This is a genomic window from Rathayibacter caricis DSM 15933 (assembly GCF_003044275.1).
In the GTDB taxonomy this organism is placed as follows: Bacteria; Actinomycetota; Actinomycetes; order Actinomycetales; family Microbacteriaceae; genus Rathayibacter; species Rathayibacter caricis.
Genome location: NZ_PZPL01000001.1, coordinates 1037329 through 1053240 on the forward strand (window position 1 = coordinate 1037329; position 15912 = coordinate 1053240).

A 15912-nucleotide genomic window follows, 5' to 3' on the forward strand; every position below is an offset into this window, starting at 1 on the left:
GCCGGATCAGAGGATCGCGTGGATCAGAGGAATGCGGCCAGGTCGGCCTCCAGGGCCGGCTTCGGCTTGGCGCCGATGACGGTCTTGACGACCTCGCCCTTCTGGTAGACCTTCATCGCGGGGATCGAGGTGATCTGGTACTTCGCGGCGGTCTGCGGGTTCTCGTCGACGTTCAGCTTGACGATCTCGATCTTGTCGCCGTGCTCGGCCGAGATCTGGTCGAGGATCGGCGAGACCATGCGGCACGGGCCGCACCACTCGGCCCAGAAGTCGACGAGGACGGTCTTCTCGGAGTCGAGGACGTCGGACTGGAACGAGGCGTCGGTGACGCTCTTCGCGGTGGACATGGTTTCTCCTTCGCGAACCGGTCGAGCCGGTTCCACTGGTGTTGACCGGGGGGTCAGCGGGTGATGAGTTCAGCCTCGACCGAGGCGGCCACCTGGGGTGCCCCCTCGGTGTGGGCGGTGCCATCGGCGAGCGCAGCGAGGTAGTGCTCCGCGTCGAGGGCTGCGACCGTTCCGGATGCGGCGGCGGTGACGGCCTGACGGTAGGTCGGGTCGATCACGTCGCCCGCGGCGAAGACGCCGGGAACGGAGGTCTGGGAGGAGCGGCCGACCACCGAGATGGTGCCGTCGGTCGTCAGGTCGAGCTTGCCGTGGACGACGTGCGTCCGCGGGTCGTTGCCGATCGCGATGAAGAGACCGTCGATATCGAGGGCGCTCTCGGTGCCGTCGACCGTGTCGCGCAGCTTCACTCCGGTGACGTGGTTCTCACCGCGGATGCCGACGACTTCGGAGTTCCACACGAACTCGATCTTCTCGTTGTCGTGCGCACGCTTCTGCATGACCTTCGAGGCGCGGAGCGTGTCCTTGCGGTGGATGACGTAGACCTTCTCGGCGAACTTGGTGAGGAAGGTGGCCTCCTCCATCGCGGAGTCCCCGCCGCCGACGACGGCGATCGTCTTGCCCTTGAAGAAGAAGCCGTCGCAGGTCGCGCACCACGAGACACCGTGTCCCGACAGGCGCTCCTCGTCGTGCAGGCCGAGCTTGCGGTAGGCCGAGCCCGTCGCCACGACGACGGTCTTCGCCTCGATGCTCTCGCCCGATCCGAGGTGGACGGTCTTGGTCTCGCCCTCGAGGTCGAGGGAGGTGACGTCGTCGTAGTAGGTCGTCGCTCCGAAGCGCTCGGCCTGGGCCTGCATGGAGGCCATGAGCTCGGGCCCGAGGACACCGTTCGGGAAGCCCGGGAAGTTCTCGACCTCGGTGGTGTTCATCAGGTCGCCGCCGATCTCGACCGAGGAGGCGACCACGATCGGCTTCAGGTCGGCGCGGGCCGCGTAGATGGCGGCAGTCCAGCCGGCGGGGCCGGATCCGATGATGACGATGTCGCGCACGGCAACTCCTCGAGGTCTGTGCTGAGCGGGTGCTGGTGGGAGACGGCGCCCCAGGGGCGCTGTCGTGATGCTGAACGGTCGTGCGGAGCCCGGATCCGGTCGCTCGGTCGTTCCCCGGCTCCACGGGCTACAACACATCCTAGGCGGGCGCTATTCCGCGCCGACCCGGGCGCTCGGCCCGCGGTCAGGGTCCGGACCCGCGATCTCGTGGATCGAAATGAAAAAGAACCCTGATCAGGACTTTCCCACTCCTCGACCGACAGCGGGTCAGCGGCCGAGGCGGCGCAGGAACGGAGCGGCCATCGCGCGCAGCTCGGGGTTGCGGGCGACCCAGAGGATCCCGAAGTAGACGATCGCCATGGTCGTGCCGATCACCGCCATCGAGAGCAGCGGTTCGACGTAGTTCGACACCGCGAAGCCGCCCGCCCGTGTGCCACCGAGCAGGATCAGCACCCCCCAACCCGCGGCCATGGCGGGGATCGCGGTCACGAGGTACTGCAGGAGGCGCACGACGATGCGACGACCGCCTCGGCCTCCGAGCGTGCGACGCAGCAGCAGGGCGGCCGTGATCGCCTGAGCGGCGATGCCGAGCGAGGTCGCGGAGGCGATCCCGACAGCGACCCGATCGGCGGGGAGCTGCAGGACGACGAGATAACCGGTCACGGCCACGACGACCTGCACGATCGTGAAGAGGAACGGGCGAGCTCCGTCGCTGAGTGCGTAGAACGACCGTTGCATGATCGCGATCGAGGAGAAGAGCGGAAGGGACACGACGTACGCGATCGCGATCGCTCCGATCGCCTGCGCGTCCGCGAAGGAGTTCGAGAACACCGACCCGAACGGTACGGCGACGACCACGATCGCCGCGGCCGCGAAGACGATCATCATCTGCACGACCCGGAGCGACGTCGACACGTCCGACCGGAACTCCTTCATCTCGCCGCGAGCGGTGTGACCGCTCATCTTGGTGAAGTAGGCCATGGCGATCGAGATGGCGATCACGGAGTGAGGCAGCATGAAGATGAGCCACGCCTTCTGCAGCGCCGCCGCCGACGGCCCCTCTCCCGAGGCGTTGGAGGCGACCCGGCTCTCGACGATCCCCGCTCCGATGGTCAGCAGAACGGTCGCGAACGACCAGAGAGACATGCGGCCGGCTGTCGCCAGGCCCACCCCTCGGAAGCGGAAGTCCGGTCGGTAGCGCAGTCCCACTCGCCGCCAGAAGAAGGTGAGGAAGCCGGCCTGAACGACGATGCCGAGGGTGGCGCTGCCTGCGAGGACCGCGATCATCACCGGTGTCCACGATCCGACGGGACGGTCGCCCTCCGGATCCGATCCGAAGAGCAGAGTGAAAGCGACGAGGCCCGTGATCGCGACGACGTTGTTGAGGACCGGCGCCCAGGTGAAGGGACCGAACGATCCACGGGCATTGAGGACTTCGCCCAGGATCGTGAACAGACCGTAGAAGAAGATCTGCGGAAGGCACCAGAACGCGAAGGCGACCGTGAGCTCGTACTGAGCCGGCCCGTATCCGGGCGCGTAGAGCCGCACGAGGAGTGGACCGAGCAGGGTCGCTGCGACGGTGGTCGCGAGGAGGAGTCCGAGGGCCAGGGTGATCAGTCGATTGATGTAGCCCGCGCCGCCGTCGGCATGCAGACCTGCTTTGACGATCTGCGGCACCAGGACGGCGTTGAGGGCGCCTCCGGCGATGATCGAGTAGATCGTGTTCGGGAGAAGATTCGCGGTCGTGAAGGCATCGGCACCTGGAGCGACGGCCGCGCCGATCGCGTTGGCTATGACGATCGACATGACGAAGCCGAGGATGCGCGAGACCATCGTGCCGGAGGCGAGGACGGCGCTCGCGCGTCCGAGGGAGAAGCTAGCCACGCGGGTCCGTTCGTCGGTCGTCCGGTCCGGGCTGGACCGCCAGGGGGGCGTTGGGGTCCTCCTCCGGCTCCACCGCCGCTCCGCCGCGGCGACGGCGGCGGATGTTGCGGAGGATCCCGACGCCGAAGACGACGACGAGCAGGAGGCCGAACGAGAGAGTGCCGACGGTCTCCCAGTCGGCGCGCACGTTGGTGCTCACGCGGGCCGGGAGGCCGATGACCGTGCCGTCGAGTGCGGTGAGCTGCATCCGGAGCGTCGTCTCGCCGCTGCCGACCCGCGCCTTGACCGGGATGAGGACGCGGCCCTGCGACCGCGCATCGATGGCGGTCGGCTCGATCGAGCTCTCGTCGATGTCGAGGACGGCGTTGGAGGTGGACGCGCTGATCTCGACAGTGACGGGCCACGGAAGGTCGTTGCGCACGTAGACGGGGATGCTGGAGTCGCGGGACAGCTGGTTGAGCGTGCTCGTGGCCTCGATCGAGACACCACTCAGTGTGGTGTCGGCGTTGTCGAGGCTCGTCGTGACCGCCTCCGCCCAGCCGGCGTCGTCGTCGCGCCACGACACGGCCAGGACGGCGAGCAGGTCGTTGCGCAGCTTGCCGCTCAGCAGCTGCGGATCGGTGAGGACGGCCGAGAACTCCTCGACGCGGGACGCGGTGCCCAGGAGCGTCGAGACGGTCTCGAGGCGCTCCTCCGACTCCGGTGCGTCGACCACGGCGGCGTCCGCCGTCTCGGGGGCCGTCAGAGCGGCGGCGAGCGAGGTCCCCTCCGCGTACGGGAGCGCGTCGAGCGCGTCGAGCGTCTGCGCGAGGCGGACCCCGTCGAGAGCTGCGCCGCGCTCGAGGGCGAGGACGACGTCGGGCACCTCGCCCTCGCGCTGCACCTGCGCGAGGGCCGCGGTCAGCGCGGTCATGCGCGCGCGCCACTCCGCATCGGTGCCGGCCGTGACGGCGTCGTCGAGCGCGGTGGAGAGGACGCTGTCGCTGACGACCAGGTCGTGGCCGTCGACGACGGTCCGGGTCGCCGTGTCGTCCGGGAGGGTGAGGTTGGCGGAGGCGACGATCGTGCGGCTCATGCCGCTCGCGGCATAGACGTCGAGGTCCGCGGCCCGCACGGTCAGATCGTCGGGCCAGGCGATCGACCCCACGGTCGGAGACCAGTCGAACGCGAGCAGCGACTCCGCCGTCGGTCGGGCGGGCAGGACCTCGTCGGCCTGCTCGGTCGGGACGGGCTCCGGCGTCGCGTAGGGAGTGGCCGTGGTGGCCGGCTCGGCGAACAGGGTCGGATCGACGCCGTACTCGAACGACGCCGGCCCCAGCAGCGTCGCGAGGCCCGACTGCGCCTGCGCCGAGACGTCCGCATCCGCGTAGGGAAGGGGGAAGACCTCGTTCGGCGCCGACTCGAGGCGCTCGAGCCAGGCCGTCGCCGACTCGGGAGCGGCGGCGCCGAGGATCCGGATCGACGCGAGGATCCGCGGGTCGACCCCGATCGCGACGGCGCGGCCGAGCACGGAGTCGAGCTGCCGCGAGAGCGTGCCGGTCGACTCCGTGTAGTCGGCGAGGGTCTCGGCCGGGATCAGGCCCTCGCCGCTGCCCGGGATCGTGAGCGGGACGAGGACGGCGACGCCCGTCTCCTGCGTCGACGGGACGCCGTCGGTCAGCTCGACCGCCGTGCGCGCCGTGGCGACGGGGCCGCCCGGACCGGTGACGGTGACGGCGACGGCGTGCGATCCGCGAGCGGCGGGGTCGGAGGAGAACGGAATGGCGGCCGCGGGGATCGTGAGCGAGACCTGGGCGGAGCTCGAGGGGAGCAGGCGGACATCCGCTCCGTCGCCGATCGGGAGGCCGGCGACGTCGTCCTCTCCCCCGAGCCACTCGGCGAGCTCGTCGCGCGAATCGAGCGTGTCGGAGTCGATCGTCACCTCGACGCGGGCGCCGTCGATCGACTCCGTGGTGCCGTTGCGCACCGAGACCGACAGCTGCAGGTCCTGACCCGCGAGCAGGACGCCGTCGTTCGCTGCGCCGACCGTCGCGGTGACGGTGCCGTCGGCCGGATCGTCGGGCGACGGCGAGCTCAGAGTGCTCGGCGCCGGAGTCGGAGTGGTGGCGAAGGCAGACGGGGCGACGCCGACGAGCGCGACCGCGAGGGCCGCCGCGCCGACGGCGCGGAGCAGCTGCGGGACCGGGAACCGATCCGAGAGGGTGGGGCCGCGCCGATGCATCGAACTCACTCGGCCTCCATGCGGGTGATTCTACGTGCAGGCCCGCCGGGGGCGGCGGGGCGGGTCGTGGGAACGGCTGTAACCGGTCTGAGCGGTTAGCACCACCAGCGCCCCTGGGCGCGTCGCCCGCCGCGACTACACTCGTGCGAATGCACAGCGTCCAGGCGGCACTCGAGACCCTCCGCGCACTGGCGGCCACTCCCACGGTGGCGCGGCTGGCGGAGGCGTTCGCCGCCGAGGGCCACGAGCTCGCGCTGGTCGGCGGTCCGGTCCGCGACGCGTTCCTCGGACACGGCGTGCACGACCTCGACTTCACCACCTCCGCCCGCCCCGACGACATCGTGCGCATCGTCGCTCCGATCGCCGAGGCGCACTGGGACATCGGACGCGCCTTCGGCACGATCGGCGCGCGTCTCGCCGGCGAGACGGTCGAGATCACGACCTACCGCAGCGACAGCTATGACGGGGTGAGCAGGAAGCCCGAGGTGGAGTTCGGCGACACTCTCGAGGGCGACCTCGTGCGGCGGGACTTCACCGTCAACGCGATGGCGTTGCGGATCCCCGAGGTCGTCCTCGTGGATCCGTCCGGAGGTGTGGAGGACCTGCTGGCCGGGCGCCTGCGGACGCCCGCCGACGCCGAGGTGTCCTTCGGCGACGATCCGCTCCGCATGCTTCGGGGTGCGCGCTTCACCTCCCAGCTCGGGTTCCGCACCACGGAGGAGGTCGAGTGGGCGATGGCCGAGCTCGCGCCGCGCATCCGCGACGTCTCGGCCGAGCGGGTGCAGGAGGAGCTGCGGAAGCTGCTGTCGACCGCGTCTCCGCGTGCGGGCCTCGAGCTCCTCGTCGACACCGGTCTGGCCGGTTACATCCTCCCCGAGTTGCCCGCCCTGCGCCTGGAGCAGGACGAGCACCACCACCACAAGGACGTCTACGTGCACAGCCTCACGGTGCTCGAGCAGGCGATCTCACTCGAGCAGTCGCGGAACCCCGGAGCGGCACCCGACGTCGTGCTGCGACTCGCCGCCTTGCTGCACGACATCGGCAAGCCCGCGACGCGCCGCCTCGAGCCCGGAGGAGCGGTCAGCTTCCACCACCACGACCTCGTCGGGTCCAAGCTCGCGACCAAGCGGATGCGCTCGCTCAAGTTCGACAAGCAGACGACCACCGAGGTGGCCCGGCTGATCGAGCTGCACCTGCGGTTCTTCGGCTACACCGACGGAGCGTGGACCGACTCCGCCGTGCGCCGCTACGTGACGGACGCCGGGCCCCTGCTCGAGCGACTGCACATCCTCACGCGGGCCGACGTGACCACGCGCAACAAGCGGAAGGCCGACCGGCTGGCGCACGCCTACGACGACCTCGAGCACAGGATCGCGGAGCTCGCCGAGAAGGAGGAGCTCGCGTCCAAGCGGCCCGACCTCGACGGCACGGCGATCATGCGGATCCTCGGCCTGCCGCCGGGGCCCGAGGTCGGAGCGGCGTACCGCTTCCTGCTCGAGCTGCGGCTCGAGGAGGGGCCGCTGGGCGAGGAGGTCGCGACGCAGCGGCTGAAGGAGTGGTGGGCGGCGCGCTGAGTCGCGTTGCACCGCTCGCACGGGCGCAGATCTCCTGACCGTGGGAACGGCCGCGATGGTAGGGTATCCAGGTTGTCCACGACCAGACGCACTCGCGTCCGCGGGAGTGGGCAGATGCTACATACCCTCCTGTCACGGAAATACCGTGGCCGTTCAGTCCGAAGGAGGTGGGTTAGTGACGCATCAGTACGAAATCATGGTCATCCTGGACCCCGAGATCGATGAGCGCACCGTCGCTCCGAGTCTCGACAAGTTCCTCAACGTCATCCGCACCGATGGTGGATCCATCGACAAGGTGGACGTCTGGGGTCGCCGTCGTCTGGCGTACGAGATCAACAAGAAGACCGAGGGCATCTACGCCGTCGTGGACTTCACTTCGACCTCCGCCGCTGCGAACGAGCTCGACCGTCAGCTGAAGCTGTCCGAGGCCGTCATGCGCACCAAGGTGCTGCGGGCCGAAGAGGGCATCGCCCAGGTCGCGGCCGCCGCGAAGCTCGCCGACGAGAAGGCCGCCCGCAAGGCTGCCAAGGCCTCGGCCGCTCCCAAGGCGTAGCGCTCATGGCCGGCGAGACGATCATCACCGTGGTGGGGAACCTCACCTCCGACCCCGAGCTGCGCTACACGCAGAACGGGCTCGCGGTCGCGAACTTCACCATCGCCTCCACTCCGCGCACCTTCGACCGTCAGGCGAACGACTGGAAGGACGGCGAAGCGCTGTTCCTCCGGGCCTCCGTCTGGCGCGAGTTCGCCGAGCACGTCGCGGGATCGCTGACGAAGGGGAGCCGCGTCATCGCGACCGGCCGCCTGAAGCAGCGCTCGTACGAGACGAAGGAAGGCGAGAAGCGCACCAGCATCGAGCTGGAGATCGACGAGATCGGTCCCTCGCTCCGCTACGCGACCGCTCAGGTCACGCGTGCCTCCGGTGGAGGCGCGGGCGGTGGACGCGGCCAGGTCGGCGGCGGTCAGGGCGGGAGCCAGGGCGGTCAGGGCGGCTTCGGCGGCAACCAGGGGGGCTCCGGCGGCAACGCGGGAGGCAACCGCGGTGGCCAGGCCGAGGAGCCGTGGGCGCCGAGCGCGCCCGCCGGTGGCGACGTCTGGAGCACGCCGGGCAGCTACAACGACGAGACGCCGTTCTGAGCCTCGGGCTCGGACGCGACCTCACCTGAATCACGCCTTTCCCGCAGACCGCACGAGCGGCAGCGGGCGGGGGCGAACCAGAATCTAAGGAAACCACTATGGCTGGAAAGAGCAGCGGCGACCGCCGCAAGCCGATCCGCGGCAAGGGCGCGAAGAACGCGGCCCCCGCGAAGTCGGTCCGCGTGGGTGTCATCGACTACAAGGACGTCGCGACCCTCCGCAAGTTCATCTCGGAGCGCGGGAAGATCCGCGCCCGTCGTATCACCGGCGTCTCCGTCCAGGAGCAGCGCCTCATCGCCCGTGCCGTCAAGAACGCCCGCGAGATGGCGCTCCTGCCCTACGCCGGCAGCGGAAGGTAGGTAACGGTATGTCCAAGGTCATCCTGACCCACGAGGTCGACGGTCTCGGCTCCGCCGGTGACGTCGTCGACGTCAAGAACGGCTACGCCCGCAACTACCTCATCCCGCAGGGCTTCGGCGTCGCGTGGACCCGAGGCGGCGAGAAGCAGGTCGAGCAGATCAAGTCGGCCCGCGCCGCGCGCGAGCACAAGACGATCGAAGAGGCGCAGCACACCAAGCAGGTCCTCGAGGCCAACCGGGTGAAGCTCACCGTCAAGGCGGGCCGCGACGGCCGCCTGTTCGGCTCGGTGAAGACGAGCGACATCGCGAACGCGGTGGCGTCGGCCGGCTTCGGCGAGCTCGACAAGCGCAAGATCGTGATCGTGAACGCGATCAAGACGGTCGGCGAGCACGAGGCCGTGGTGCGTCTGCGCGACGACATCCAGGCCACCGTGAAGCTCCAGGTGGTCGCGGCCAAGTAAGGCCGCGAGACACGCCTCGAAGGGCGGTGCGGCGGGATCCCCGGGTCCTGCTGCACCGCCCTTCGTCGTCCCGTTCTCCACAGCTCCATCCACATACACCCAAACGCGCGGGCAACCTTCAATGTGGTCTGGAGACTCTTTTCCCCACAGGCCTGTGGAATGAAGATTTCCCCTGGTCGGCGCGGTGAAAAAAGATCCGTACCGCTTCTGTTTCCACAGGGTTCTCCACACGTTGCTCACACGGAGTGCGGCGTTTCCCCGAAGTTGTCCACACTCTCCTCCACAGGGCGGTTTGACCCCGGTGTCGAGCGGTACGTAGTGTGGCGCAGCGCCCCGCGAGGGGAGCGGGACGACGCGTCCGGAGCACCGGCGCCGACCCTGTCGGAGGTCGCTGGTAGACCGGATCCGACGCTCGCGATCGCGGCTCGGCCGACGATCCGCGCGTTCCCGCGAGGCACCCGACAGGAGGAGGCGAAGGCATGACGATCGCGCACCTGGCGGTTCCCGGCTCGGACGGACGGAGCGAGGGCCGAGGCGAGGGCCGGGGCGACTCCCCGCGCCACGAGCGCACCCCTCCGCACGACCTGCTCGCCGAGCAGTCGGCACTCGGAGGCATGCTGCTCTCGAAGGACGCGGTCGCCGACGTCGTCGAGAGCGTCAAGGCCACCGACTTCTACATCCCCAAGCACGAGATCGTGTTCGACGCGATCCTGCAGCTCTACTCGCACGGCGAGCCCACCGACGTCATCGCGGTGACCGACGAGCTCACCAAGCAGGGCGAGCTGCAGCGCGCCGGCGGCGCCGACTACCTGCACTCGCTGACCGCGATGGTGCCGACGGCGGCGAACGCCGGCTACTACGCCTCGATCGTCGCCGAGCGCGCGCTGCTGCGCCGCCTGGTCGAGGCCGGCACCCGCATCGCGCAGATGGGCTACCAGGGCGAGGGCGAAGTCCTCGACCTGGTCAACACGGCCCAGGCCGAGATCTACAACGTCACGGGATCCGAGGCGGCCGAGGACTACGTCCCGCTGACGGATGCGGTGACCGTCGCGATCGACGAGATCGAGGCCGCTGCGCACAAGGACGGCGCCTTCACCGGAGTGCCGACCGGGTTCGCCGACCTCGACGACCTCACCAACGGCTTCCACCCCGGTCAGATGATCATCGTCGCCGCGCGACCGGCGCTCGGAAAGTCGACCCTCGCGCTCGACTTCGCGCGGGCCGCCGCGATCAAGCACCAGATGCCGACCATCTTCTTCTCGCTCGAGATGGGGCGCAGCGAGATCGCGATGCGCCTGCTCTCGGCCGAGGCCTCCGTGCCCCTGCAGCACATGCGCAAGGGCACCGTCGACCAGCGCGACTGGACGACCATCGCGTCGACCCGCGGTCGCATCAACGACGCTCCGCTCTACATCGACGACTCGCCGAACCTCACGCTCGTCGAGATCCGCGCGAAGTGCCGCCGGCTCAAGCAGCGCATCGGCCTCAAGATGGTCGTCATCGACTACCTCCAGCTGATGACCTCCGGCAAGAAGGTCGAGAGCCGCCAGCAGGAGGTCTCGGAGTTCTCCCGTGCCCTCAAGCTCCTCGCGAAGGAGCTGCAGGTGCCGGTCATCGCGCTGTCGCAGCTGAACCGTGGACCGGAGCAGCGGGCCGACAAGCTCCCCGCGATCTCGGACCTCCGCGAGTCCGGCTCGATCGAGCAGGACGCCGACATGGTGATCCTCCTGCACCGCGAGAGCGCCTACGAGAAGGACAACCCGCGTGCGGGCGAGGCCGACCTCATCGTCGCCAAGCACCGCAACGGCCCGACCCGCACGGTGACCGTGGGCTTCCACGGCCACTTCTCGCGCTTCGCCGACATCCCGGCGGTCTAGGGCCGTGTCGGCTCCGGTCGAGGACGTGCCGCTGGAGGGCGGGTCCATCCGCCTCGGGCAGTTCCTGAAGTTCGCGGGGATCCTCGACACGGGCGGCGAGGTGAAGGAGGCGATCGCCGACGGTCTCGTGCGGGTGAACGGGGAGGTCGACCGCCGACGCGGGCGCCAGCTGGCGGTCGGCGACGTCGTCGAGATCGGCGGGCGGCGGTTCCGCGTCACGGCGTGACACCGGTCGTCCAGAACTGAGCGCCGGTCGAGCGGCGCCGATGCGGTGACCGGCTCTTCCTGAGGGCCGTGCGGGGTGCACCCGTGAATGCTGTCAGGACGATGACCTCCGCGAGGGGAGGGGTGACAGGCTCGGAGGACACCGACCTCCGGGTGCTCTGCGTGGTGCGCGCGGATCCGGACGTCGCCTCGCGAACGACAGGAGAGCGTCCCATGCAGGTAGGTATTCATTTCATGAACTTCACGCTGCCGGGTGGCAGCGCGGGGATCGCTCCGATCCTCGGGGCCACGGCGAGGACGGCCGAGGACGTGGGCTGCGAGTGGTTCACGCTGATGGACCACTACTTCCAGATGGAGCAGTTCGCGACGAGCGAGGATCCGATGCTCGAGGGGTACACCTCGCTCGGGTTCCTCGCGGGACGGACGGAGCGGCTCCGGCTCGGGCTGCTCGTGACCGGGGTCACGTACCGGCACCCGGGGCTGCTCGCGAAGATCGTCACGACGCTCGACGTGCTCTCGGGCGGGCGCGCGATGCTCGGCATCGGCGCGGCCTGGTACGAGCGCGAGCACCTCGGACTCGGCGTGCCGTACCCGCCGCTGAAGGAGCGGTTCGAGCGGCTCGAGGAGACGCTGCGGATCTGCCGGCAGATGTGGAGCGACGACGACGGGCCGTTCGAGGGCGAGCACTACCGGCTGGCCGAGACGCTGAACCACCCGGAGCCGATCCAGAAGCCGGGACCGCCGATCCTGATCGGGGGCGGCGGCGAGAAGAAGACGCTGCGGCTCGTCGCGCAGTACGGCGACGCGTGCAACCTGTTCGCGACGGGAGCGGAGGCGGTCGCGCACAAGCTGGACGTGCTGCGGCGGCACTGCGACGAGCTCGGACGCGACTACGACGCGATCACGAAGACGATCATCGGCGGCGGGGACCCGATCGGGGACCCCGACGGCTTCGTGCGGGCGATGGAGGAGTACGCGGCGATCGGCATCACGCTCGTGGAGCTGTCGCCGCAGGGGCCGGACCCGGAGGGGTACGTGGCACGGCTCGGCGAGGGCGTGATCGGGCGGCTGGGGGAGCTGGGCTGAGAGGCGGTTCGCCCGGCTCGTGGGAACGCGTTCGGCTCGCAGGAACTGAGTGTTCTCGCGAGCCGAAGGCGTTTCTGCGAGCCGGAGCTGCGGACGACGTGGTCGCTGCGAGAGTGGAATCGCGTGGGGGCACGAGTGTCGCCCGGATGGAGGAGGTCTGATGGTCGCGGAGTCGACGGGCGAGCTGGTGGATCGGCTGAGCGTGGACGGACGAGTGCTCGAGAGGGTGCGGCGGCCGGCGCTCGCCGTGACCATGGGGCTGGAACCGCATCCGGAGGGCGGCTGGTACCGGCGCACCTGGACGTCTCCGGAACGGCTCACGCTCACGGCGCCCGACGGCTCGACGCGCGAGCGGCCGGCGGCGACGCTGATCGTGTTCCTGCTGCCCTCCGGCGAGAGCTCGGCGTGGCACCGGGTGTCGTCGGCCGAGACGTGGATCTGGAACGGACCGGGGCGGGTGGCGCTGCAGTTCGGCGGGAGCGGCGAGGAGCCGGTGGACGGTGAGACCGTGCTGCTCGGGTCGGCGGTCGACGGGCTCGTGGTGCAGGCGCTCGTGCCGGCGGACGTGTGGCAGCGGACGCTGCCGTCGACCGAGGACGCGCTGGTGAGCTGCGTGGTGTCGCCGGGGTTCGACTTCGCGGACTTCTCGATGCCGGAGGAGTGACTGGGGGGCGTCGGCGCAGTGCCGCGCTCCTCGCGCGCGCGGGGTCAGCAGTAGACCTGCTGGAACACGACGACGGAGACGGCAGCGGCGTTCGTCATGACTCCCGTCTGCTCGGTCGCTGACGTCACGTTCGCTGCGGTGGTCGTCGCGTCGTTGACGACCAGCTCGAGCCCGTCCCGCCCACTCGCGGCGTCGGCCGCGGAATCGAGCGCCGCGACGACGTCGGCGGGATCGGCCTGGGCGACACCGCTGAGGTTGCAGGCGTAGAAGACCGCGGTCTGGACGTCCTCGTCCTGCGCGAGGGCTCGTGCGCGGCTCAGGACCGCCTGGTCGACGTCGTCGAGGTAGAGGACGGCCGACCTCGCGAGCGCTGCGTCGTCTGCGCCGACAGGGAGCGATCTGACGATCGGAGCGGACTCGGTGAAGGCCCCCTTCAGGAGGCGGGCACCGTCATCGGCGTACTGGCAGGAGGAGAGAGCGAGGGCGGCCGCTGCGGGTAGGAGCACGCCGATCGCCCGGCTCGTGACACGCGTGTTCCTCATGGTCGCCATCGCTCTCGTGTTCGTCCTCGCGGCCGGGGCGTCCGCTCGTCGCCGTGTCCGTCCGTGCCGGACGACCGGTTCAGCGGTGATCGATCCCACCTCGACCAGGAGGGGTCCGGAGCACAGGGAAGACGAGTGTTCTCCGAGAGGTGCGTCCGGATCGTCTGCTTGCGGAACTGAGCTCGACGGGCCGCGGAGTCGCTCCCTCGGCCGTGAGTCGGGTCGGAGGACGGGGCCGGGCAGCACCGGGGAGTCCTGGCGGAACTCGGGAGTTCCGGGTGGCTGCGGGGATCCGATGCCACTCGCGGGGGCGGCGATCGAGCCGCCGTGGTGAGTGAAGAGTAGAGAGCGAGTGTCCTGGGCGTCAACGACTCCGGAGATCCCGCCGTCGGTCGGACCTCCGAGGGCGTCGTTACGGCGAACGGATGAGACCGAGATGGGCACGCGCGGTCTCGGCGGTCGCGCTCGTCTCTGTGCTGAGCGGATGCGTGAGGCAGCCGACCGCGGGGATCGACGACCAGATCCTCGTCGCTGAGGAAGTGCGACGGCATGGTGGCCGCCGCCGAGGCGCTCCATCCGGTCGCGGTCGGCGCGGATCTCACCGTGTCGGCACGGGGCGGGACGCTCCCGACGAGCCGCGACGACGAGCGCTCGGTCGACCTGTTCCTGCGCTCGGTTCCCGAAGGAGCTGCTCCGGAGGAGAGCCGTGCGATCCAGGAGGCCGTCGAGGAGTCCCTGCTCGCCGAGGGCTGGGCGGAGGACGACGAGCTCTCTCGGGGCGACGGCGAGCGGTGGTTCCTCCGCGCCGGCGATGAGGGCACGGTGAACGGGGACGGGGACTCGCCGGGCGACTGGCACGTCTCCGTCCGGGATCGTCAGGGCTGCGTGCAGATCGATCTGAAGAGCCCGTTCGGGCTCCGGACCGGCACCCAGTACGACGTCGAGGACCTGATCGAGGAGCGGCATCCGGAGTGGCGGAGTCCGGACGGCGTACTGCCGCGCTGACACGGCACGACGCCGGTACGTCCTGCTCCCGCACTGTCGGGGGACGATGCCCCGTCGGCGGGTGATCGCAGCCGTGCCGAGGAGCGGGCGGTTCGCGCCTACCTCGAAGGCACTCCTACTGCGATTACAGGACGCAGTATGCTGAATCACACATGATCGGAGGACGACAGTGGCATCTGCAGCAGTCCTCCTCCGCGCCGCCCGGAGATCCGGCCGACTGACGCAGGAGCAACTCGCTCAGCGGACGGGACTCGATCAGGCTCGCGTGTCGCGCTCCGAGCACGACCAGGAGAGCCCGCGCTTCGACACGGTCGACCGCCTGCTCTCCGGATCGGGGCACCGCCTCTACGCGGCTCCGACCCGACGTGACGACGCGGCGACCGCAGCGGTTCGCATCCGCACCTGCCTGCGGCGCGGTGATCGGCACGGTGCTCTGCGGAACCTCATCCAGCTGAACGACGATCTGCTCGGAGAGAAGGGCCTCGTCCGCGGCGTGCTGGCGGTGACCACGCCCGAGAGCACGGGGGAGAAGGTGTGGGACTCCGCCATCGCCGCACTCGTGGCGTGGCGACTCGGGCAGGAGCACGTCCCGTCGCCCGAGTGGGTCGACGAGCCGAGTCGCACGTTGAGCCGGTCCCGCGTCCTGCGGGTGGATGTCGCCGATCCGGTGCCCGGAAGGGACGACGTGCCGGAGGAGTTCCTGCAGCACGGAGTGCTCGTCTGGCGCGACACGTTCGGGAGTGTCTGAGTGACCCTGTTCGATCGCGAGGATCTCATCGACGCACTCCGCGCGCTCGTGGTCGAGCTGCGCAGTGCCGGGGAACCCGTGGGCCTGCGCATCGTCGGAGGTGCTGCCCTGGCTCTCCGGCACTACGACAGGAGCAGTACCGCCGACCTCGACGCGCTTCATGTGCGGCCAGGAGACGATGCCGCTGTCGTGGCCGCAGCCGACCGCGTGGCACTGCGACGAGGGTGGAGCGCGGGATGGCTCAACTTCGCCGTGGCCGAGACCGGAGGTGAGCCGCTCCTCGGCCGTCCGACGACCTGGGAGACGATCCACGACGACGGTCTCATCGTGATCGAGGTCGCCGGCGCCGAGACGCTCTTGGCCATGAAGCTGCGCGCGAATCGTCGGGACACGGACGACATCCGTCGACTCCTCGTGCTCTGCGACATCAGCACGATCGACGAGGCGGATTCGTTCTTCTTGGACTTCTACCCGGGCGATTCGCTGTCCGACCATGCGTGGCGGATGGTGACCGCGATCCTCGACGGGGAAGACCCGGACGACCCGGCACCGATGGAGCCCGTCGAACTCGGCTGACGAAATCGGCCCGCACTGAGTCCCTGCTCCTCGCGAGCCGCGCCGAGAGCGGACCTCGCACTGCTGTGGGTCACTGCGATCGGAGACGTGCGGCTTTTCGCGGGCCGGACCACCGCAGGCGGCGCGACGCCGGCCCGATGTGCACCGGGCCGGCGTCATG

The 15912-nt window shown here is 69.8% G+C and carries 17 protein-coding genes; 12 read left to right on the top strand and 5 right to left on the bottom strand.

From position 1 onward, the window contains the following. Positions 1-23: 23 nt before the first annotated feature. The 4 genes from trxA to C1I63_RS04830 form a co-directional block, all read right to left on the bottom strand. Positions 24-347 (bottom strand): thioredoxin, encoded by a 324-nt coding sequence (gene trxA, locus C1I63_RS04815; RefSeq protein WP_055784535.1) that lies wholly within the window; start codon positions 345-347, stop codon positions 24-26. Between the two features lie 53 nt (positions 348-400). Then, positions 401-1393: a thioredoxin-disulfide reductase gene (trxB, locus tag C1I63_RS04820; RefSeq protein WP_055784537.1), complete on the bottom strand. Its 993-nt coding sequence runs from the start codon at positions 1391-1393 to the stop codon at positions 401-403. A 267-nt stretch (positions 1394-1660) separates the two neighbouring features. After that, positions 1661-3277: a murein biosynthesis integral membrane protein MurJ gene (gene murJ / locus C1I63_RS04825; protein WP_244906983.1), complete on the bottom strand. Its 1617-nt coding sequence runs from the start codon at positions 3275-3277 to the stop codon at positions 1661-1663. Then, positions 3270-5498 carry a DUF6049 family protein gene (locus tag C1I63_RS04830; RefSeq protein WP_107573967.1) on the bottom strand — a complete coding sequence of 743 codons (2229 nt, stop codon included), beginning with the start codon at positions 5496-5498 and terminating at the stop codon, positions 3270-3272. Before C1I63_RS04830 ends, murJ begins: the two co-directional genes overlap by 8 nt. Before the next feature lie 149 nt (positions 5499-5647). Between C1I63_RS04830 and C1I63_RS04835 the strand changes: the two genes are divergently transcribed. The 9 genes from C1I63_RS04835 to C1I63_RS04875 all read left to right on the top strand — a co-directional run bounded on the left by C1I63_RS04835 (position 5648) and on the right by C1I63_RS04875 (position 12881). Continuing rightward, positions 5648-7072: a CCA tRNA nucleotidyltransferase gene (locus tag C1I63_RS04835; RefSeq protein ID WP_107573968.1), complete on the top strand. Its 1425-nt coding sequence runs from the start codon at positions 5648-5650 to the stop codon at positions 7070-7072. Positions 7073-7247: 175 nt separating this feature from the next. Next, a complete protein-coding gene (gene rpsF / locus C1I63_RS04840; protein WP_055784548.1) occupies positions 7248-7625 on the top strand; it encodes a 30S ribosomal protein S6 in 378 nt (125 codons plus the stop codon). Positions 7626-7630: 5 nt separating this feature from the next. Further along, positions 7631-8209 (top strand): single-stranded DNA-binding protein, encoded by a 579-nt coding sequence (locus C1I63_RS04845; RefSeq protein WP_056868853.1) that lies wholly within the window; start codon positions 7631-7633, stop codon positions 8207-8209. A gap of 98 nt (positions 8210-8307) precedes the next feature. After that, positions 8308-8568 (top strand): 30S ribosomal protein S18, encoded by a 261-nt coding sequence (gene rpsR / locus C1I63_RS04850; protein WP_055784551.1) that lies wholly within the window; start codon positions 8308-8310, stop codon positions 8566-8568. An 8-nt stretch (positions 8569-8576) separates the two neighbouring features. Then, positions 8577-9029, top strand: a complete 453-nt coding sequence (gene rplI / locus C1I63_RS04855) for a 50S ribosomal protein L9 (protein WP_055784554.1) — start codon at positions 8577-8579, stop codon at positions 9027-9029. Positions 9030-9508: 479 nt separating this feature from the next. Then, positions 9509-10906, top strand: a complete 1398-nt coding sequence (gene dnaB, locus C1I63_RS04860) for a replicative DNA helicase (protein ID WP_055784557.1) — start codon at positions 9509-9511, stop codon at positions 10904-10906. Between the two features lie 4 nt (positions 10907-10910). Beyond that, complete coding sequence (locus tag C1I63_RS04865) at positions 10911-11132, top strand: RNA-binding S4 domain-containing protein (RefSeq protein WP_107573969.1); 222 nt, start codon at positions 10911-10913, stop codon at positions 11130-11132. A gap of 212 nt (positions 11133-11344) precedes the next feature. Beyond that, entirely contained in the window at positions 11345-12217 is an 873-nt protein-coding gene (locus tag C1I63_RS04870; RefSeq protein WP_107575737.1) for an LLM class F420-dependent oxidoreductase, read from the top strand. A gap of 160 nt (positions 12218-12377) precedes the next feature. Beyond that, on the top strand, positions 12378-12881 hold the full coding sequence (locus C1I63_RS04875; RefSeq protein ID WP_107573970.1) for a cupin domain-containing protein: 504 nt from the start codon (positions 12378-12380) through the stop codon (positions 12879-12881). A gap of 44 nt (positions 12882-12925) precedes the next feature. On the opposite strand, the gene C1I63_RS04880 is transcribed toward C1I63_RS04875, so the two are convergent. Further along, positions 12926-13423: a hypothetical protein gene (locus C1I63_RS04880; RefSeq protein WP_146168367.1), complete on the bottom strand. Its 498-nt coding sequence runs from the start codon at positions 13421-13423 to the stop codon at positions 12926-12928. A 549-nt stretch (positions 13424-13972) separates the two neighbouring features. Between C1I63_RS04880 and C1I63_RS04885 the strand changes: the two genes are divergently transcribed. The 3 genes from C1I63_RS04885 to C1I63_RS04895 all read left to right on the top strand — a co-directional run bounded on the left by C1I63_RS04885 (position 13973) and on the right by C1I63_RS04895 (position 15752). Then, the gene (locus C1I63_RS04885) at positions 13973-14428 is read left to right on the top strand and encodes a hypothetical protein (protein WP_107573972.1); all 456 of its coding nucleotides are present in this window, start codon (positions 13973-13975) and stop codon (positions 14426-14428) included. 169 nt (positions 14429-14597) lie between these two features. Further along, positions 14598-15176 (top strand): helix-turn-helix domain-containing protein, encoded by a 579-nt coding sequence (locus C1I63_RS04890; protein WP_107573973.1) that lies wholly within the window; start codon positions 14598-14600, stop codon positions 15174-15176. 78 nt (positions 15177-15254) lie between these two features. After that, on the top strand, positions 15255-15752 hold the full coding sequence (locus C1I63_RS04895) for a hypothetical protein (protein WP_211315567.1): 498 nt from the start codon (positions 15255-15257) through the stop codon (positions 15750-15752). Positions 15753-15912 lie beyond the last annotated feature (160 nt).